This window comes from Caballeronia sp. NCF2, from assembly GCF_023631205.1.
Lineage (GTDB): Bacteria > Pseudomonadota > Gammaproteobacteria > Burkholderiales > Burkholderiaceae > Caballeronia > Caballeronia zhejiangensis.
Window position 1 is genome coordinate 17,354 of record NZ_JALQDN010000072.1, and the last position, 20,303, is coordinate 37,656.

Sequence of the window (20,303 nt, forward strand, 5' to 3'; positions counted from 1 at the left end):
AGGGCGTTCGTGAAACCGATCGGGCGGACATGCGCGGGGCTCGCGCTCTTTGCAATGCTTAACGTCTGCGCGCAGACGGCGCAGAAGGCGCATGCGGCCACGGCGGATCAGGCGCTCACGCCGGCCGCGCGTCAGGCCGAAGCCCGCGTGCGCGACGCGGAAACCATCGCGACGCTGTCGCAGGAAGGGCGGCTCCTGCTCGCGCGGGATCAGGTGAAGCTCGACGGCTACGCGTATTGCAGCATGTCGGTGGCGGCGGCCGAGCGCGGCGATTTCCGCGAGAGCATCGAGGCGGCGTCGCGGGCGCTCGTCGTCGCGCGGGAGACGGACAACGCCCATCTCGCCGCGCTGTCGCGGCGCGATCTCGCCATCGCGTACAGCTATGCGGGCGATCTCGACGATGCCGAACGCTACGCGAAGGAAGCCATCGCGGCGGGCGGGAAGAATCCGGAGCAGGTGCTCGCGCCCGCGCACAAGATCCTCGGCGATATCGCGGCGCGGCGCGGCGATCCGTCGGCGGCGCTCGGGGAATATCGCGCGGCGCTCGCGACGGCGTCGGCGCGCTACCGGCCGATGGTGCTCCTCTCGATCACCAACGCGCAGATCGCGACCGGCGACGCGGCCGGCGCGCGCGCCACGTTCGAAGAAACGTCCGGCGTGAAGGACACGTTGCTTGCGCCGTTGCGCAGGCGCATCGAAGGCAATCTGCTGCTCGCGGAGCACAAGCCGCAGGCGGCGCTCGAAGCGTTTTCCGCAAGCGCCACAAAAGGCGGCTCGGACGCGAGCTACGACAACCTGTGGGCGCACGAGGGCATGGGCCGCGCGTATCTCGCGCTCGGCGACCGCGGCAAGGCGCGCGAAGCCTGGCTCGTCGCGCTCGACGATTCGGAAACGATCCGCGCGCGCTTTCGCAGCGACGAGTTCAAGACCGGCCTGTTCTCCGATACGCAGACGGTCTTCGAGGAAACGATCGCGCTCGTCGTCGAGGACGGCGACTACAAGCAGGCGTGGGCGCTTTCCGAGAGAAGCCGCAGCCGCGCGCTGCTCGATGTCGTGCGCAACCGGCTCGCGACGAACGTCGATGAAACGCAACTGAACGGCCGCGCGCTCTCGCTCGACGACGTGACGAGCGCGCTGAATCCCGGCGAGGCGATCGTCGAATATCACGGCCTGCCCGACAAGCTGATCGCGTGGGTCGTGCGCCGCGACGGCATTCAGGGCTTCACGCTGCCGGTTCCGCGAAAGGACATGACGCTCGCCGTCGGCGATTTCCGCACGTCGATCATCCGCGGACGTCCGCAGGCGCTGACCTACGGCGCGAAGCTCGATGCGCTCCTGATTCAGCCGCTCGGCTTGCGGCCGAACGAACGGATCGTCATCGTGCCGAACGGCTCGCTGCATTACATGCCGTTTCAGGCGCTGAGGAACGCGCAAGGGTTTCTGATCCAGCGGCATGCGCTTGCGCTCGCGCCATCGGCGAGCATCGCGGTGCAGCTCGTGCGGCGGCAGCAGCGCATCGCGAGCAATCTCGTCGCGTTCGGCAATCCGCGCATCTCGCCGGAATTCGATCTGCCCGGCGCGGAAGCCGAAGTCCGCGCGATCGGACCGCTCTTCGCGCAGCGCGAGACCTTTCTGCAAGGCGACGTCACGCGCAAGACCTTCAGCGACAACGCGCCCGAGGGCCGCATCGTGCATGTGGCGACGCATGCGCAGGCCGACACCATCGATCCGCTGCATTCGCGCGTGCTGCTCGCGCCCGCGAAACAGCCCGCCGACGGCCCCGACCCGATGCTCGCGCAGGACATCTACAACCTGAAGTTCGATTCCGTCGCGCTCGTCACGTTGTCGGCGTGCGAGACGGCGCTCGGGCGCATCGAGCGCGGCGACGAAATCATGGGCTTCACGCGGGCGTTCTTCTATGCGGGCGCGTCGGCATTGCTCGTGTCGATGTGGCCCGTTTCGGACGAATCGACCGCGCTCACCATGCGCACGTTCTACGGCGCGCTCACGAAGGGCGAGGAAGCCATCGACGCGATGCGCGACGCGCAGCTAGCCGTGCTCGCCGACGGCAAGTTCGCTCATCCGTTCTACTGGGCGCCTTTCGATCTGATGGGCAACTGGCGGCTCTCGGTCGCGCGCTGAAAGACGTTTTCCGATCACCGGTGAGGATTGCAGAAGTGAACCACGCCACGAAATCCCCATGCTTTTCCTCACGTTCGAAAGCGCGTGCGGCGGGCGTCGGCATCGTCTGTGCAAGCGCGTTCTCCGCGTGGGCGCAGCAGGTGCCGATGCCGGGCACGGCGCAAGTGCCGAGCGCGGGCACGCTGCTCAACGAGCAGCCGCGTCCGTCGACGTCCGCGCCGCCGCCGGGCGGTTCGAGCGCGCTGCCCGCGCCGCCGGCCGCCGCGCCGGAAGTGCCGGACGGCAAGAAGTTCACGCTGAAGAGCATTCGTTTCGCGGGCAACGAAACGCTGCCCTCGGACACGCTGCTCGCGCTCGTTTCCGACAGGATCGGCCAGGAAGTGTCGATCAACGATCTGAACGCCATGAGCACGAAGGTCGCGCAGGCGTATCGCGAGCGCGGCTATCCGCTCGCGCAGGTCGTGATTCCGCCGCAGGACGTGACGAACGGCGACGTCACGTTCACCGTGCTCGAAGGCAAGATCGGCCGCGTGCGGCTGACGATGGCGCCCGGCGCGCCCGTCAAGGAATCGATGGTGCGCGCGCGGCTCGCCGCGATCGAGCCCGGCAAGCCGCTGCGGCAAAACGAACTCGAACGCACGATGCTCCTGCTGTCGGACCTGCCCGGCATTCGCGTGAGCTCGGCGCTGGAAACGGGCAGCGCGCCCGGCACCGTCGATCTGAACGTGACGGTCGAGCCGACGCGCCGCTGGAACTTCGCGGTTTCCGTCGACGACTACGGCGCGGCGCCCGCCGGGCGCTGGCGGCTCGGCGCGGTGGGACGGCTCGCGTCGCCTTTCGGCATCGGCGACAACCTGGACATCAACCTGCTCGCGGCCGAGCGCGCCGATACCGTCTACGGACGCATCGGCTACGACGCGCCCGTCGATGCGAGCGGCACGCGCGTCGGCATCGCGTATTCGCATCTGTATTACTACCTCGGCGAGCAGTTCTCCTCGCTGAACGCGCATGGCGATGCGGATGTCGTCACCGCGTCGGTGTCGCATCCGCTGATCCGCTCGCGCAGCCAGAACCTGCTGTTGCGCGGCGCGCTCGAATACCGCTCGCTCATCGACAAGATCGACAGCGTCAGCTTCGACAATCCGCAGAAGCTGTATGTGGCGAGCGTCGGGCTGTCGTACGAGAGCCGCGACAGCTTTCTCGGCGGCGGCTTCAACAGCGCGGACGTGCAACTGGCGTTCGCGCATCTGAACATCGATTCGGCGCTCGCCGAGGCCATCGATCAGGGACCGTTCGGGCGCAACACGCAAGGCAACAGCGTGCGCCTCACGATGCAGGCCAATCGCCTGAACGCGATCACGCGCAATACGAGCTTTTTCATCGGCGTGTCGGGGCAATGGGCGAACCAGAACCTCGACAGCTCGTCGCGCATCACGCTCGGCGGGCCGCGTGCGGTGCGCGCGTATTCGCCGTCGGAATCCGTCGTCGATGAAGGGCTGATTGCCACGGCCCAGCTTCGCTATGCGGTGATTCCGTCGCTCACGCTGTCGACGTTTTTCGATATCGGCGTGGGCCGCTACAACGCGCGCTCGATTCCCGGACAGGGCGCGAACACCGTGACGCGCAGCGGCGTGGGTCTCGGCGCGTTCTGGAGCGGGCCGTACGGCATCACCGTGGATGCGAGCGTAGCCTGGCGCACGACCCGCGCCGACACCACCGGCGACGACAAGGTGCCGCGCGTCTACGTGCAGGTATCCAAATCGTTCTAGCGCGGAAACAGGAAACGAGGAGTTCGACATGAGCGACATCACCTGCCTACGGACCCGCAGGCATCGCCGGGAATGGGAGCGCGCGATCAGGCGTTTCGCCAGACGCGCCGCCCGTCACATGGGCGCCGATGTGAGGGTATCCGCGCTGTTGCCGCTCCTCGTGGTCGTCGCGGCGCCGGGCGCGTTCGCGTTGCCGGTCGGCGAGCAGGTTCAGGCGGGCAGCGTGACGGTCAACCGGCCAAACGCGACGTCGATGACGATCACGCAAGGCTCGCAGAAGGGCATCGTGAACTGGAACGGGTTTTCGATCGCGGGCAACGAGCGCGTCGATATTTCGCAGCCGTCGGCGCAGGCGGTGCTGCTCAATCGCGTCGTCGGCAATGAAGTCAGCCGCATCGCGGGGCAGCTCAACGCGAACGGGCAAGTGTTTCTCGTGAATCCGGCGGGCGTCGTGTTCGCGCGCGGGGCATCGGTGAATGTGGGATCGCTCGTCGCATCGACGCTCGGCATTTCGAACGACGCGTTTCTCGCGGGCAAATATCACTTCGCGCAGGGCGGCGCGGCGGCCGGCAAGGTGTCGAACCAAGGATCGATCACGGCCGCGACCGGCGGCGCGGTCGCGTTGCTCGGCGCGCAGGTCGACAACAGCGGACTCGTCAGCGCGACGCTCGGCAAGATCGCGATCGGCGCGGGCAGCGACATCACGCTCGATTTCGCGGGCGACGGCCTCACGATGCTGAAGGTGAACGACAAGGTCGCGAACGCGCTCATCGGCAATTCGGGGACGCTGCAGGCGGACGGCGGACAGATCGTGATGTCGGCGCGCGCCGCCGACGACGCCGCGGCGAGCGTGCTCAACCAGACGGGCACGGTGCGCGCGAGGAGCGTCGAGTCGCGCAACGGGCGCATCGTGCTCGATGGCGGATCGGCGGGCGAGACGGATATCGGCGGCAGCGTCGATGTCAGCGCGCCCGATTCGGGCAAGGGCGGACAGATCGACGTGACCGGCTACCACGTCGCGGTGAGCGACGGTGCGCGTGTCGACGCGAGCGGCGCGGGCGGCGGCGGCCGCGTGCGTGTGGGCGGCGGTGCGGCGGGCAAGGCGCCGGACATCGTCAACGCCGATGCGCTCTGGATGAGCCCGAACGCGCACGTCATGGCCGATGCGCTCGTCGCGGGCGACGGCGGCAACATCGTCATGTTCGGGACGGAAGCGGCGCGCGTGTACGGCGAGCTTTCCGCGAAGGGCGGGCCGGGCGGCGGCAACGGCGGGCTCGTCGAGACGTCGGGCAAGTATCTGGCGACGGACGGTGCGCGGATTCACGTCGAGGCGCTGCGCGGGCACGGCGGGCAATGGCTGCTCGATCCGTCGAGCATCGAAATCGTCAATACGGCGCCGTCGAGCGTGAGCACGGGCACCACCGACAGCACGTCATGCTGCTCGCTTCAGGCGCTCAGCACGAGCCTGGGTCCGGCTCTTTCCACGACGACGAATCCGGTGACGTTCACGCCGGGCGCGGGCGACAGCTACGTGCTCGCGTCGGACATCACGTCGCAACTGAACCGGGGCGCGTCGGTGACGATCTCGACCAGCAAGGACGGCGGAGGCGAATACAACGGCGACATCACGATGCTGAAAGGGACGAGCATCACAAAGACCGCCGCCGACAACGAAGGCGCGCTCACGCTGAGCGCCAACGGCTCCATCACCGTGCTCGGAACCATCGGCGGCGCGGCGGGCGACCAGCGGCCGGCGGGCAAGCTGAACGTCGTGCTCGACGCGAACACGGGCGCCTCGGGGCAAAGCAACATTCTGCTTTCCGGCGCGTCGATCAGCACGAATGGCGGTTATCTGGGCATCGGCGTGCCGCAAAGCGTTGCCGGGACGCCCGCGGCCGCGAAGCGCTTCGACGGCGCGGCGGTCGGCATCATCGACTCCAGGATCGAGACGACCGTGCCGCAAGGCCCGACCGGTCTCGCGAGCGGCTCGGTGACGATCAACGGGCAAGGCACGCTCAAGGTTCCGGACACGATTTTCGGGATCAGCGACACGGACGTGGGCCTAACGAAGAACCAGGCCTATGCGCCCGTCACCATCAGCAGTTCGAGCATCGCCACTTCGGTCAGCGACATTTCCGTGTCGGGGCAGGCCGGCGGCGACTTCGGGGCGCCGGCGGGCGTCGCCATCGGCGGGACATCGAGCCTGCGCACGTCGTCGGGCAACATCAGCATCACAGGCAGCGCGCCGACCACCAAGGAGCGCGTGCAGACGTTCACCGACATCTACGGCGTCGCGCTTCGTCCGGCATCGCTCGGTCCGTCGACGGCGCTATTGAGTACCACGACGGGCAACATTTCCATCACCGGTACGGGACCGGCGATGGATAGCGCGGTCAGCTCGGTGAGCGGCGGCGGCGTCCTGATCGCGCCGACGGCACGCCTCGACCAGAGCACCACGGTCATACGGACCGGGTCGGGAAACGTGAACATCATCGGCAACGGGATGTCGATCGGCACCGCGTTCGGCGGCATGAGCGGCGCGGGCCTGATGTTGCGGCCGGAATTCCTCGGCTCGGGCGTCGGTCCGCTCGTGCATACCGGCTCGGGCAACGTCTCGATTTCGGCCTCCGCGACCACGATCGCGAACCTGACCGGGGGAACGCTGTCCGGCTCGGGCGTGAGCATCGCGGCGGACGGGGGCCAAGGCTTTCCCTTCAGCCCGTCCGTCGTTTCGGACGCCGGCAATATCTTCGTTACGGGCAACGGGCCGAGCGTCACGGGAACCGTGAGCGGCGGAACGGTTGGCGGCTCGGGCATCGCCATCGGCGGATCGTCGGTCGCGCTGAGCACAGGCGGCGCGGGCAGCATCACGCTCAACGGCAACGGGCCGAAGGTGCAGGCGCTCAACACCGGATCGGTGTCGGGTTCCGGCGTGAGCATGGTGGCGGCGTCCGTCTCCACGAACATCAACTCGATCAGCACGGCGAACGCACCGCTCGTGCAGACGCAGACGGGCCGCATTTCGATCGACGGCAAGGGGCCCGCCGTGCAGACCGTGGCCTCGCTTTCGACTTCGACCTCGGTGTCGACCGGCATCGGCAGCGTGACCGGCGACGGCGTGAGCCTGCTGCGGGCTTCGCTCAGCACGAGCGCTGGCGGGATCGTTCCGGTGATTTTGTCCGCGAGCGGCGACGTCGATGTTCACGGCACCGGGGCGGTCGTGCAGCGTTCGCCCGGGCGTGTCGGGGGCAACGGCGTGCGGATCATCGGCACGTCGCTCGGCACCGGCGGCGCGATGAGCATTACGGGAACGGGCGCGACGGCCGGCGGCGGCAGCGCCGCGGTCGCGGGCGCGGGTGTGTACGCGCAGAACGCGCGGATCTCATCGACCGGCGCGGACGTGTCGATCACCGGCACGTCGGCGAACGGCAAGCGGCGCTACGTTCCGGCGATCGAGGGCAACGAAGAACCGGTTCATTTCGACGGCGTGCATCTCGAAGCATCGGATGTCGCGGCAAGCGGCGGCAGACTGTCGATTCGCGGCACCGCGCCCGATGGCATCGCCGCCTACGGCGTGTTCGTGGCGGGCATGAGCCCGGCGCTCGGCTTGCACGCCGACGGCGCGGTCACGATCTACGGTCTGGGCAGCGGCGCGGACGGCGTGGCGCTGGCAGGCACGTCGTCGTCGAATCGCGGCGTCGTCGGCTCGGCGAACGGTTCGATCGATATTCGCGGCGGCACCAACGGCCAGCTCGACGCGAACGGCGCGCATGGCAAAGGCGTATCGCTCGCCGATGTGACGCTTCAGGCCAACGCGCCCGCGCAGACGGTGTCGGTCACGGCATCGACACCCGCCGACGCCGCCACCGCGCTGTATATGAACCGGGCGACGCTCTCGGCGGGCGACTACGGCACGATCGTCGTGCGGGCGTCGAACTCGGGCAAATACGGCTTCGTGTTCGACGATTCCGACAGCACGTTCTCGTCGCGCTTCGGCACGGTCGTGTTCGTGCCCGGCAAGGTCGGCGCGGACTTCGACATCGTCGGCGACAACGCGCAGGCGATCAACGTGCTCGGCGCAAGCAGCGGCCTCAGCATCGGACCGTCGATGCTCGGCGCGATCGCGTCGAACATCGCGACGGTCGTCATCGGCTCGTCGACCCAGGCCGGGAAGATCACGGTCAGCCTGCCGCAAGGCTTCGCGCACGACCTCACGCTGCAGAACACGGGCGCGGGCAGCCAGGGCATCGATCTGCCGTCGGGCGCCGCGATGCCGGACAGGACGCTCGCGCTCGATTCGTCCGGTCGCGTCACCGATCCGGGCGGCATAAAAGCGCAGACGCTTTTGCTCGCGGGCGGCGGCGACTTCGATCTCGCCGACGCGGGCAACGACGTCAAAGTGCTCGCGCTGTCGGGCGCGCATGACGTGCGGTTTGCGACGGCGGGCGGCTTCACGATCGGCACGGCGAGCGCCAATGGTTTCGACGGCGCGACGGGCAACCTCGCCAGAATCGGCGGATCGCAGCCGAACGTCACCGGCAACCTGACCGCGATTTCCGATGGCGGCGCGATCGCGATCGGAACACCCGGCACACCCGGCACGCCCGGCGCGCCGACGCACCTGAGCGCGGGCGGCAGCATCGACCTCGTGATGGAGCGCGGCGTCTTCGACAACGCGTCGGGCGGCACGATCGGCGCGGGCAACGCGTGGCGCATCTGGGCGGCGACGCGCAACGGCGAGAACCGCAACGGCGTCGATCCGGGCGGCGCGCTGCCGAACTTCTACGGCTGCGTCTACGGCGGATTCTGTAGCTGGAACGGGCAGCCGTCGCAGAGCGTCGTGCCGGCGGACGGCAACCACTTCGTCTACGCCGACCGGCCGACGGTCACCGTCACCATCGGCAGTCAAACGCGCGAGCAAGGCGGAGCGAACGGCGCGTTCGGTTTCGACGTCAGCGGTCTGCTGGCCGGCGATCGGCGCAGCACGTCCGTCGTCGCGGGGCGGCTCGGCTCGTCCGCGACGACGATATCGGCGGCGGGCGTGTATGGCATCGACGGCACGTTTTCGTCGCCGGTTGGCTACAACGTCGTCGTGGAGCCGGGCACGCTGACCGTCACGCCGATGCAGCTTCAGGGCGCCGTTTTCAACACCAGCGGACTTCAGCCGCTTTTCACGGCGCAGGAACAGACCTTCGTCTACGAGAGCAATCTGGGCGCGGTCAACATCTGCGTCGGCACGAACGAGCCGATCCTCGCGCTGCAACAGCCCGAAGGCGACGCCGACGCGCTCGCGGCGGAATGGAAGCGCGTGCGCTCGCGGCCGAATCTGAACAACTGTCTGGTCGTGAACGGACAGCACGGCTGCGGCGAGTTTTGAGGAGCCGCGATGATCGACATCGAACCGCTCCTCGCGCCGACAGAAACGATGCCGCCCGCAGGCATCGATCTGGAATACGACGCGGCGTTTCTCGAATTCGAAGCGCTCGCGCGCGGCATGCCGCAGCGTCAGTTCGACGTGCTCGTCGAGCCGCCGCCGTGGAACGACGTGCTGGAGCAGGGCGACGCGCTGCTCGCGCGCTCGAAGGATGTGCGCGTGGCGATTGCGTGGACGCGCGCGGCGGCGCATGTCCACGGACTCGCGGGCTTTCATGCGGGTTTGCGCCTGCTGACGGGCCTCGTCGAGCGCTATTGGGACGGCCTCTTCCCGCCGCTCGATCACGATGACGACAACGATGCCGTATTGCGCATCAACGCGCTTGCGCCGCTCGCCGATGCCTACACGCCGTTCGCGGAAGCCGAGACCTTGCTGCACGATCTGCGCGAATGCGAAGTGTGTCGCGTGCATGGCGAGCGGCTCGCCGTGCGCGACATTCTGGTGGCGCAGGGCAGGCTCGCGCCGGAGGAAGGCGCGAACGCCGCGACGCCGGCGCGCGTGGAAGGCATGCTCGCCGATGCCGTGGCGCAGGATGCCGAGCTTCTCGCGAATGGGCTCGATCTGCCGCGCGCCGTGCAGACGCTGTGCGCTTGCCTGACGGAGAAGCTCGGCGCGGAACGCGCGCCTTCGATGACCGCGCTGACGATCGCGACGCGTCACGTCGCCGCGCAGTTTCGCGCGTTCGCTTCGACGGACGCGCCCGAAGCATCCGCCGACATCACGAAGATGAAAGAAGCGCCGACGCTTCGTCGCGCGATTGCCCGCCCCGGCGAGATCGCGACGCGCGACGATGCGCTCGCCGCGCTCGACGCGGTGTGCGCGTTTCTCGAACGCACCGAGCCGACCAATCCCGCGCCGCTGTTGATCCGCCGCGCGCGTGGATTGATGGGCAAGGATTTTCTCGCGGTGATGCAGGATCTCGCGCCCGACAGCCTCGCGCAGATTCATCTGATCGCGGGGACGAGGCCGCAGTGAGCGCGGGTTCTCGAATCGAGTCTTCAATCCGGCCACAACTCGTTCGTTTTAATTGCGTGGCTCATGCCCACTCGAAGGAGACGTCATGGCAACCAGCAGTCAGAAATTCATCGGGCGCAATCGTGCGCCGCGCGTGCAGATCGAATACGACGTCGAAACTTATGGGAGCGAGAAGAAGATTCAGCTTCCGTTCGTGATGGGCGTGATGGCCGATCTCTCCGGCAAGCCCGCCGAAGCGCTGCCGCCCGTCGATCAGCGCAAGTTCCAGGAGATCGACATCGACAACTTCGACAGCCGCATGAAGGCGATGCACCCGCGCGTCGCGTTTCAGGTGCCGAACGAGCTGACGGGCGAGGGCAACATCAGCGTCGATATCACGTTCGAGAACATGGACGATTTTTCGCCCGCGGCCGTCGCGCGCAAGGTCGATGCGCTCGCGAAGTTGCTCGAAGCGCGCACGCAGCTCGCGAATCTCGTCATCTTCATGGACGGCAAGAACGGCGCGGAAGAACTGATCGCGCGCGTGCTCGACGATCCCGCGCTGCTCAAGACGCTTGCCACGGCTGCGCCATCCGCGGCTGCTGCAGCCGAATGAGACCCGAGAGCCTTGAAAGGAAACGACCATGTCCGACATTCCGCAATCCGCCGAACCGCAAGCCGAAGCGCCTTCCGCGTTGCAGGGCGCGCTGCTCGAAGGCGACGATCTCGCCGCGCTGCTCAACCGTGAGTTCCGTCCGAAGAGCGACGAAGCCAAGAGCGCCGTGCAGACGGCCGTGCAGACGCTCGCGCAGCAGGCGCTTTCGCAGACGAAGCTCGTTTCCGGCGATGCGATCCGCTCGATTCAGGCGATGATCGCCGAGATCGACGCGAAGCTCACCGAGCAGGTCAACGAAGTCATGCATCACGCGGACTTCCAGAAGCTCGAGGGTTCGTGGCGCGGGCTGCACTATCTCATCAACAACACCGAAACCGACGAGATGCTCAAGATTCGCGTGATGAACATCTCGAAGAAGGATCTAGGCAAGACGCTCAAGCGCTTCAAGGGCGTCGCGTGGGATCAGAGTCCGCTTTTCAAGCAGATTTACGAGCACGAGTACGGGCAGTTGGGCGGCGAGCCGTTCGGCGCGCTGATCGGCGATTACTACTTCAACCAGACGCCGCCCGATGTCGAGATGCTCGGCGAAGTGTCGAAGATCGCGGCATCGGCGCATGCGCCGTTCATCGCCGCCGCCGATCCGAGTCTCTTGCAGATGGACTCGTGGCAGGAGCTGGCCAATCCGCGCGATCTCACCAAGATATTCGGGACACCGGAATATGCGAGCTGGAGATCGCTGCGCGCATCCGAGGATTCGCGTTACATCGGTCTCGCGATGCCGCGTTTTCTGGCGCGCGTGCCGTACGGCGCGAAGACCGAACCGGTCGATGAATTCGACTTCGAGGAAGACACCGGTTCCGCGGATCACACGAAATACACGTGGGCGAATTCCGCTTATGCGATGGCGGTGAACATCAACCGGTCGTTCAAGTTGTATAGCTGGTGCTCGCGGATTCGCGGCGTGGAATCGGGCGGCGCGGTCGAAGGTTTGCCGGTGCACAGTTTTCCGACCGACGACGGCGGCGTCGATATGAAATGCCCGACCGAGATCGCCATTTCAGACCGGCGTGAGGCGGAACTGGCGAAGAACGGTTTCATGCCGCTGATTCATCGCAAGAACTCGGACTTCGCGGCGTTCATCGGCGCGCAGTCGCTGCAAAAGCCGTTCGAGTATGAAGATCCGGACGCGACCGCGAATGCCGCGCTTGCCGCGCGGTTGCCGTATCTCTTTGCTTGCAACCGCTTTGCGCATTATCTGAAGTGCATCGTGCGCGACAAGATCGGCACGTTCAAGGAACGCTCGGATATGGAGATCTGGCTCAACAAGTGGATCACGCAGTACGTCGATGGCGATCCGGCGAATTCGTCCGAGCACACGAAGGCGCAAAAGCCGCTCGCGGCCGCGGAGGTCAAAGTGCAGGAAGTGCCGGGCGCGCCGGGGTATTACACGTCGCAGTTCTTTTTGCGGCCGCATTATCAGTTGGAAGGGCTGACGGTGTCGCTCAGGCTGGTTTCGAGGTTGCCTTCGGCGAAGCAGGCGGCTTGATGCGTGGTTGGTTGGATGATGCCCGCGATGGTTACGTCGCGGGCATTTGCATCACCGTCACCTGCGAAGCATCCCCCACCCAAACCGCGCTGGCACTAAAGTTATCGTGCCCCGGCCGCGCGGTCTCACGCAGATGCGCCACCATCAGATCCAGCCACGCTTGAGGCGTCCGAGCGCGCCCGATCGCATCGATCATCACCGACTCGTCGAGATACTCCCAAAACCCATCGGTGCAAAGCAGAAAGGCGTCGCCCTCCGCGATGAGAAACGGCTCATCCGACGCCGCGATCGACAGATCATCCGCCGTTCCGAGCGCCGAAAACAGCACGTTACGGCGCGGATGCGTTCGCACGTCGCGGCTCTCCAGCAGATTCGCATCGATCATGCTCTGCACGAGACTGTGATCCTGCGTTTGCACAACCGTCGCGCCGCGCCGGAAGCAGTAAAGCCGCGTGTCGCCGCAATGCGCCCACGCCGCGATGCCCGTGCTTTCGTCGATGCCGAGCAGCACCGCCGTCGAACGCATCTGCGAAAGATCGCGGTCGTGCTCCTGCGCATCGATGATCGCGTCGTTCGCGCGCAGCAGCACGCGCAACAGGTTCCGCCCGGTCAGCGCGACGCCCGCCGATGCCACGCGCGTCAATTCCGCGAGCACGGTATCGACCGCGATGCGCGATGCCGCATCGCCGCCGCCGTGACCGCCCGCGCCGTCCGCGACCACGCTCGCAAAGAGCGCCGCATGCCGCCACGTCGCCAGCGCGTCCTCGTTGCGCGACCGGCCGCCCACATCGCTCACGCTCGCGGTTTGCAATTGCATGTCGTGTCTCTCGTTACCGGCGTTGTTTAAGCTCGTCGATCTGCGCCTCGTAGGCGGCGACGAACGCTCGGCCGAACAGCGTATGGAAATCTTCGGTGGCTTCGCGCGAAAGCTGGCCGTACATCTCGATGAAAAGATCCCAGCAGCGCGCGCGGCGATTCAATCCTGGCAGCACGCCGTCGAGCAGCGAGCGCCCGGACAGCCGCGCCTCGATGCGCTGCGGCTCGAAGCGCTCGAACACGCCGTCGAGCGCCGCGCGCATCCCCGCGACCATGCCGACCTGATGCGCCCGCAGATCGGCGTACGCATCGTCGAGGGCGGCGGCGGGCGGCATGAAGCCGCGCATCTGCGGATTGAGCAGATGCATGAGCGCGGCCTCCACGTTCGGCGAAAACTTGAGCGGATTGTTGTCCGACGCTTCGATCATCGTCGCGCCCGTTCGCATCTCGCGCTTGAGCGCGGCGCGCGCGGCGAGCAGTTCGAGCGTGCCGCGCGCCGCTTCGCGCAGCAGCTCGCCGAGAAGCTGCATCAGCGCGGGCGTCAGCGCATCGATACGCACGCCGTGCGTGTTCAGCCCGCGCAGGAAGGCATCGACGAGCGCGCGATCGTCGGCGAGCTCCGCTTTCGATGCAACCGCTGACGGCGTCGGCGCCGATCGCGGACGCGGCGGCGTGAACGCGCTGTGCAGTTCCGATCCGGCGTCCGGCCGCGTCGCGGGCGTCCCGGCGGGGCGCGCCGCGGCCGTCAGGCTGGCGAACGGATCGGCATCGTGCGCGGTGTTGGGCTGCGCAAGCGGTTCGACGAGCGGATCGGTGATCGACGCTCCGTCGGACGACGCGCCCGGCGCGAGGTCGAACAACTCGTCGATCGAGCGTTTGCCCGCCGGATCGTCGAAGCCGAAGTCGAAGTGTTCGGCAGCTTTCGGCTTCGGCGTGTGGAGGTTGGCGTCGAAATCGCCAGGCGCCGACGAACCCGCGTCGAACAATCCCGCGAACGGATCGTCCGATGGCGCGTTGGCCGTGACCGTATCGTCATCGACGCCGATATCCGCGCGCAGCTGATAGCCGCCGATCTGCACTTCGTCGCCGTGCGCGAGCGCGACTTCCTGGCCCGGATCGAGCGGCGCGCCGTTGACGAGCGCCGGATTGCTGCCGCGGTCGATCAGCAGAAAGCGCCCGTCGCGCCACTCGATCTGCACATGCAGACGCGAGACCGTGCGCTCGGCGTCATCGAGCACGAGCCGGTTCGTGACCGCACGCCCGACCGTGCCGCCGTCGGCATCGAAGGTCGCCGAGAGCGGCACGCGCGGCGGCTGTCCGTTGTGAAGCGTCACCGTGAGCGTGAGCATGGTTCACTCGAACGCGTAGACGAAGTCGCCCGCGCTCGCCGAGAGCCGGATGTGCGCCAGCGCGCCGCCTTCGGTGAGACGCGTCAGATATTCCGTCGAGATGCGCGGCAGGACGGTGTTCGTGAGCAGCGCGTCGATCACGCGGCCGCCCGATTCGGCTTCCGTGCAGCGCGAAACGATGAGCCGCACTGCGTCGTCGTCGTACTCGAACGGAATGCCGTGATTGTCCGCGACGCGCCGCCGGATGCGTTCGAGCTGAAGCCGCACGATGTCGGCCATCATCGCGTCGGAAAGCGGGTAGTAGGGCACCGTGACGAGCCGGCCGAGCAGCGCGGCGGGAAACACGTCGAGCAGCGGGCCGCGCAACGCGCGCGCGAGTTCCTCCGGCGCGACCGCGCGCGCGGGATCGCGGCACATCGACATGATGACTTCCGAGCCGACGTTCGACGTCAGCAGGATGATCGTGTTCTTGAAGTCGATGTAACGCCCTTCGCCGTCTTCCATCCAGCCCTTGTCGAAAACCTGGAAGAAGATTTCGTGGACGTCGGGATGCGCCTTCTCCACTTCGTCGAGCAGCACGACGCTGTACGGACGGCGGCGCACCGCTTCGGTCAGGATGCCGCCCTCGCCGTAACCCACATAGCCGGGCGGCGCGCCCTTCAGCGTCGAAACCGTATGCGCTTCCTGAAACTCGCTCATGTTGATGACGATGACGTTCTGCTCGCCGCCGTAGAGCGTTTCGGCGAGCGCGAGCGCCGTTTCCGTCTTGCCGACGCCCGACGTGCCCGCGAGCAGGAACACGCCGATCGGCTTGTCGGGATTGTCGAGCCGCGCGCGCGAAGTCTGGATGCGCTTCGCGATCATCTCGAGTGCGTGGCGCTGGCCGATCACGCGGCGATCGAGCGCATCGGCGAGATTGAGCACGGCGGCCAGCTCGTTCTTCAGCATTTTGCCGACCGGAATGCCGGTCCAATCGGCGACGACGCCCGCGATCACGCCCGCGTCGACGCTCGGCAAAATCAGCGGCGCATCGGCCTGCAATTCGGCGAGACGCGATTTGAGCGACGCGAGGCGCGCGAGCTGGTCATCGCGTGAAGCGGCGTCGGCGGCTTCGCGCAACGTCGCGCGCAACGCAAGCAGTTCGTCGACGACGCGCTTTTCCTCGTTCCAGCGCGCTTCGAGCCCGCCGAGCGCATCGCGTTCGCGTGCGAGCATCGCGGCGACATCGGCTGCGCGCGTGCCGACATCGACGCCCGCATTCGCCTCCCGCGCGACGATCTGCGCCTCGACTTCGAGCGCCTCGATGCGGCGTTGGCAGTCGTCGACGAGCGGCGGCGTCGCGTGCTGGCTGACGGCGACGCGCGCACACGCCGTGTCGATGAGCGACACGGCCTTGTCGGGCAACTGCCGCGCCGGAATATAGCGATGCGACAGCCGCACGGCCGCCTCGATCGCCTCGTCGAGCAACTGCACGCGATGATGCCCTTCGAGCACCGCCGCGACGCCGCGCAGCATCCGCACGGCCTTGTCCTCGTCCGGCTCCTGAACCTGCACGACCTGAAAGCGCCGCGTGAGCGCGGGATCTTTCTCGATGTGCCGCTTGTATTCGGCCCACGTCGTGGCCCCGATCGTGCGCAGATCGCCGCGCGCGAGCGCCGGTTTCAGCAGATTGGCGGCATCGCCGGTGCCGGCCGCGCCGCCCGCGCCGACGAGCGTATGCACTTCGTCGATGAAGAGAATCACCGGCTTCGGACTCGCCTGCACATCCTCGACGACCTGACGCAGACGCTGCTCGAACTCGCCCTTCATGCTCGCGCCCGCCTGCAAAAGCCCGAGATCGAGCGACAGCAGCGCGACCTCACGCAAGGGCGGCGGCACGTCACCGCGCGCGAGCCGCTGCGCGAAGCCTTCGACCACGGCGGTCTTGCCGACGCCCGCTTCGCCCGTCAGCAGCGGATTGTTCTGCCGCCGCCGCATGAGAATATCGACGAGCTGGCGAATCTCGTCGTCGCGGCCCGTAACGGGGTCGAGCTGGCCGCGGCGCGCCTTGTCGGTGAGATCGGTCGCGTATTTGCGCAGCGCTTCCTGCTGGCCCATGGCGGCGGGCGCGGCTTGCGCATCGGCCGCGTCCGGCTGCGGCTCGGCTTCGCTTTCCTCGACCGAATCCGCGACGATGCGCGCGAAATTGTCCGACAGGTCTTCCGGCTTGATGCGCTCGAATTGCCGCGATATGCCGACGAGCACGCTGCGCAGCCGCTGCGTCTTCAGCATGCCGACGAGCACATGCCCGGTCCGCACTTTGTTCGCGCCGAACAGCAGCGTGCCGTAGACCCAGCCGCGCTCGATCGCATCGCCGATGTGCTCGGAGATGTCGGAGATCGACGTCGCGCCGCGCGGCAGGCGATCGAGCGACGCCGTCAGCTCGCGCGCAAGGGCGGCGGCGTCCACGCCGTAATGCGCGACGATGCGCTGCCAGTCGGAGTTCGGCGTCTCCAGAATCTGCATGATCCAGTGCGCCAGCTCGACATACGGATTGCCGCGCATCTTGCAGTAGACCGTCGCGCTTTCGACGGTCTTGTAGCCGAGCCTGTCGAGCTTGCCGAACAGCGCGACACGACTGATTTCCGCCATCGCCGGACTCCTTTTTTTTCGATGCGCGCGGATCGAAGGCGCGCCTCCATCCGATAAGACGGCGCAGCGGCGGCTTTTTTTCAACGTGTCCGCGTTCAGGCGAGATGCGCGTCGGCGTCGAGCGCGAGATCGGCGCAATCGGCACGGCGCGCGGCGAGACCGAGCCACACCGAATAGCCGAGCCGTCCGTAGCGGCCGAGCTGCGCGGTCGGCACGTCGTCGGCGGCGAGGACGAGTTGCGCGTCCCATGCAAGCTCGCCGTTCAGATGCCGGCGCACCACGGCGACGAGCGTCGGCAGCGCGGCGCCGCCCGGCAGCAGCGACTCGAACTGCGCGAGCGACAGCGGCCCGATCGCGAGGCGAAACGCGTGCTGCCGATCCCACACCGCGCGTCCCAGCACCGCGCCGCGTCCGAGTTGGGCGAAGCCCGCTGGATCGCCGGGACCGCGCATCGCCCGATGCCGCAACGCAGTGCGCTCGTCGCGTTGCAGCGTCATCCAGTGCCCGCGATACGGCTCCACGCGCACCGGCACGCGCAAGAGCGCGCTCGCGATCGCTTCGAGCACGTCGGCGGGACGCGTCTGCATGTTGGCGAGGCCCGCGAAATGCAGCTTCGCGTGATCGGAGACGGCGTCGCGATTGCGGCTGGCTTCATCCGCGAGTCCGATCAGCGCGCCCGCATAGAAGGCGAAGCGGTCGTGGCCGGGACGATCCAGCCACGCTACCGGCCGTCCCTGCGCCCACGCGCGATAGAACAGCAGCAGGAATCGATGCAGCAGCGTATCGAGCAGGCGCGCGAAAGCTGTGTCGCCGCGATGCAGCGCGCGCTCGCGGGCGAAGTCCGTCAGATGCAGCGGCAGCGGGCCGTTCGGTCCGAGATAACCGAAGAAGCGCTGTTCGAGGCGCGGCGCGCGGGCGTTCTCATCGCGTGTGAGCGCGGCGAGCGGCGCGGGCGCGAACGAAAGCGATACGTCCTGCGCGAGACGCAGCGGCTCGTCGGCGGGACGCGCGCCGCAGCCGAGACGCGGCAAGTGCGGCGTCAGTGCCTCGACGTGCCGCATCAGGCGATAGAAATCGTGCCGATGCGGCTCGGCGGCGACTGCATCGAAGAGATCGACGAGTGCGCGCGCAGGCTCGGGCAGCGCCGCCGCGCTCAGAAGATCGCTCTCGTCCCGCATCGCGGTGCCAGGCGCAGGATTTCGCCGCGCGCGCTCGTGCGCAAAGCGGTCTGCACGAACGCGTTGATCGACACGTAGCGCGCGAAAAAGCGGTCCAGCACGCAGCCGAAGAGCCACGCGCTGCCGCCCTGAAAGGCGAGATCGTCGACGAGCACGTCGATCATGAGGCCGCGACCGAACGCGATCGGACCGGGCATCGGCAGACGGCGCACGACGCCGCGCGCATCCACGGCGGCGACGCCCGCGACCTGGCTTCGCCCCGCCTGGTCGGCGTCCGCGACATGCAGCATCAACAGCGCGCGCAACGCGGCGGCGGCTTCGCGCGGCCCGTTCGACACCGACAGGTAATGCAGCGACAACTGATCGATGAGCCGCCAGCTCCGCGCCGCGTCGAGATTCGCGGGCGCGGGCCGCGACGGGCCGCTCACACAGCGCACGCGGCTCACGGGCGCGGCGATGTCGAGCGAGAAATCGTCGCCGGTGGCGCTGCGCGGCATCATCAAAGGCAGATCGCGATTGGTGCAGAGCGTCGCGAACGACAGTTGCCGCAGCGAGCCGCGATACGGCGCGGCGTTGGGGTCGACGATCGATACATACGTCTCGCTGCCCACGTATTCCGTGCGCGCGCCGCTCTTGCGCCGTCCGGCGGGCACGATGCGCGGCTCGCGCTCGGTCATGAAGTACGCGGCGTCGCCGGGGCGGTCCGCGAGAAAGTCCGCGTAGAACGGATGGAATGTCTGCTCCGCATCGTCGTTCGCGCCGTAGCCCGAGACGGCAGTGACGGAATGCACTTCGAAGTCGAGCGGATGCGTGCGGTCCGGCACGACATGAAAGCGCGCGGCGGCTTCGGTCACGAGCGCGCGATCCGCGTGCTTCGCGAAGAGATTGATCGCGGGCACGCAATCGAGCAGCACGTTGTCCTTGGTGACGATGCGTTCGAGCGACGCATCGCCGTTCGCGAGCAGAAACGTCAGTTCGATTTCGCGCGATGCGAACGACGGCAGCACATCGGCGAACCCGGCGAGGCGCGCGAATCGAAACCGCTCGGGCAGCGCGAAATACTCATGCAGCAGCCGATAACCCTGAAACGCGTTCGGCGTGACGGGCAGGAGCGCTTCGCGATCGCCGAAACCGGCGGGCGCGACGGCATCGGCGGGCAACGCGGCAAGCGCGCGGCTCGGGCGCTCGGGCGTCGATACGACGACGGCGAGCGTCCCCGACATCACGAGTTCGTACAGGCGATACGCGGTTTCGTCGCCGCCCGCGAAATGCAGGTTCAGCGCATCGAGACGCAATGCGTCGAAGGACAGGCCTTCGGGCGTCGCGAGGCGGATGCGCAGCGCGCCCTTCACGCGCGGCGCGAGCGTCTGCGTCGCGGGAATCGCGGCGAGCGGCAGGTCCTGCATCTGCGCGACATAGCGCGCGTCCGTCAGCTCGATCGGCCAGAGCGTGAGATCGGCGCCGGTACGGAATTCGCACGGCGTCATGTGCGCGCTCGCGGCATGCCGGGCGATGAGCGCGGTGCCGCGCGGCACGGTGAAGCCATCGGCGAGATTCGGATTCGCGAGATCGGGCGCGAGACGGGCGATCAGCATCGAAGGCGTCGGGCAGGCGGCCTGCGGCAGCACGACATGCGCGAGTTGCTGCGTGAAGCGCGGAAACTCCTCTTCGATCTTCAGTTGCACGCGCGCCGCGAGAAACGCCGTGCCTTCGAGCAGACGCTCGACATAGGGATCGGCCACGTCGATGCCGCTCATGCCGAGGCGCGCGGCGATCTTCGGAAACTGCTGCGCGAACTCCGCGCCCATCTCCCGCAGATGCGCGAGCTCGGTGTTGTAGTGACGCAGAAGTCGCGGGTCCATGTGCGT

At 67.5% G+C, this 20,303-nt stretch carries 11 protein-coding genes; 6 read left to right on the forward strand and 5 right to left on the reverse strand.

Annotated elements, in window-relative coordinates; genetic code table 11:
• The first annotated feature begins 9 nt into the window (after nt 1–9).
• From NCS02_RS28800 to tssC, 6 genes are all read left to right on the forward strand, one after another.
• Nucleotides 10–2,142, forward strand: coding sequence for a CHAT domain-containing protein (locus NCS02_RS28800; RefSeq protein ID WP_250520273.1), 2,133 nt, complete (start codon nt 10–12; stop codon nt 2,140–2,142).
• 35 nt (nt 2,143–2,177) lie between these two features.
• Nucleotides 2,178–3,911, forward strand: a complete 1,734-nt coding sequence (locus NCS02_RS28805) for a ShlB/FhaC/HecB family hemolysin secretion/activation protein (RefSeq protein WP_250520274.1) — start codon at nt 2,178–2,180, stop codon at nt 3,909–3,911.
• Between the two features lie 28 nt (nt 3,912–3,939).
• Entirely contained in the window at nt 3,940–9,288 is a 5,349-nt protein-coding gene (locus tag NCS02_RS28810; protein WP_250523394.1) for a beta strand repeat-containing protein, read from the forward strand.
• Nucleotides 9,289–9,297: 9 nt separating this feature from the next.
• Nucleotides 9,298–10,320 (forward strand): type VI secretion system protein TssA, encoded by a 1,023-nt coding sequence (gene tssA / locus NCS02_RS28815; RefSeq protein WP_175980200.1) that lies wholly within the window; start codon nt 9,298–9,300, stop codon nt 10,318–10,320.
• 85 nt (nt 10,321–10,405) lie between these two features.
• Entirely contained in the window at nt 10,406–10,915 is a 510-nt protein-coding gene (tssB, locus tag NCS02_RS28820; RefSeq protein ID WP_250523395.1) for a type VI secretion system contractile sheath small subunit, read from the forward strand.
• 28 nt (nt 10,916–10,943) lie between these two features.
• Complete coding sequence (gene tssC, locus NCS02_RS28825; RefSeq protein WP_008346451.1) at nt 10,944–12,461, forward strand: type VI secretion system contractile sheath large subunit; 1,518 nt, start codon at nt 10,944–10,946, stop codon at nt 12,459–12,461.
• Between the two features lie 31 nt (nt 12,462–12,492).
• Here the strand turns inward: tssC and NCS02_RS28830 are convergent, their stop codons facing one another.
• The 5 genes from NCS02_RS28830 to tssF form a co-directional block, all read right to left on the reverse strand.
• A complete protein-coding gene (locus NCS02_RS28830) occupies nt 12,493–13,278 on the reverse strand; it encodes a PP2C family protein-serine/threonine phosphatase (protein WP_250520276.1) in 786 nt (261 codons plus the stop codon).
• A gap of 13 nt (nt 13,279–13,291) precedes the next feature.
• On the reverse strand, nt 13,292–14,626 hold the full coding sequence (tagH, locus tag NCS02_RS28835) for a type VI secretion system-associated FHA domain protein TagH (RefSeq protein ID WP_250457043.1): 1,335 nt from the start codon (nt 14,624–14,626) through the stop codon (nt 13,292–13,294).
• Nucleotides 14,627–14,629: 3 nt separating this feature from the next.
• Nucleotides 14,630–17,257, reverse strand: a complete 2,628-nt coding sequence (gene tssH / locus NCS02_RS28840; RefSeq protein ID WP_250441393.1) for a type VI secretion system ATPase TssH — start codon at nt 17,255–17,257, stop codon at nt 14,630–14,632.
• 95 nt (nt 17,258–17,352) lie between these two features.
• Complete coding sequence (tssG, locus tag NCS02_RS28845) at nt 17,353–18,435, reverse strand: type VI secretion system baseplate subunit TssG (protein WP_250520277.1); 1,083 nt, start codon at nt 18,433–18,435, stop codon at nt 17,353–17,355.
• Nucleotides 18,411–20,297, reverse strand: a complete 1,887-nt coding sequence (gene tssF / locus NCS02_RS28850; RefSeq protein ID WP_250479515.1) for a type VI secretion system baseplate subunit TssF — start codon at nt 20,295–20,297, stop codon at nt 18,411–18,413. The genes tssG and tssF overlap by 25 nt, the downstream gene beginning before the upstream one ends.
• Nucleotides 20,298–20,303: the final 6 nt, after the last annotated feature.

Excerpts from the sequence above, each read along its gene's own strand:
- NCS02_RS28810 (WP_250523394.1), top strand. The coding sequence starts at position 3,940 with ATGAGCGACATCACCTGCCTACGGACCCGCAGGCATCGCCGGGAATGG.
- tssA (WP_175980200.1), top strand. The coding sequence starts at position 9,298 with ATGATCGACATCGAACCGCTCCTCGCGCCGACAGAAACGATGCCGCCC.
- tssB (WP_250523395.1), top strand. The coding sequence starts at position 10,406 with ATGGCAACCAGCAGTCAGAAATTCATCGGGCGCAATCGTGCGCCGCGC.
- tssC (WP_008346451.1), top strand. The coding sequence starts at position 10,944 with ATGTCCGACATTCCGCAATCCGCCGAACCGCAAGCCGAAGCGCCTTCC.
- NCS02_RS28830 (WP_250520276.1), bottom strand. The coding sequence starts at position 13,278 with ATGCAATTGCAAACCGCGAGCGTGAGCGATGTGGGCGGCCGGTCGCGC.
- tagH (WP_250457043.1), bottom strand. The coding sequence starts at position 14,626 with ATGCTCACGCTCACGGTGACGCTTCACAACGGACAGCCGCCGCGCGTG.
- tssH (WP_250441393.1), bottom strand. The coding sequence starts at position 17,257 with ATGGCGGAAATCAGTCGTGTCGCGCTGTTCGGCAAGCTCGACAGGCTC.
- tssG (WP_250520277.1), bottom strand. The coding sequence starts at position 18,435 with ATGCGGGACGAGAGCGATCTTCTGAGCGCGGCGGCGCTGCCCGAGCCT.
- tssF (WP_250479515.1), bottom strand. The coding sequence starts at position 20,297 with ATGGACCCGCGACTTCTGCGTCACTACAACACCGAGCTCGCGCATCTG.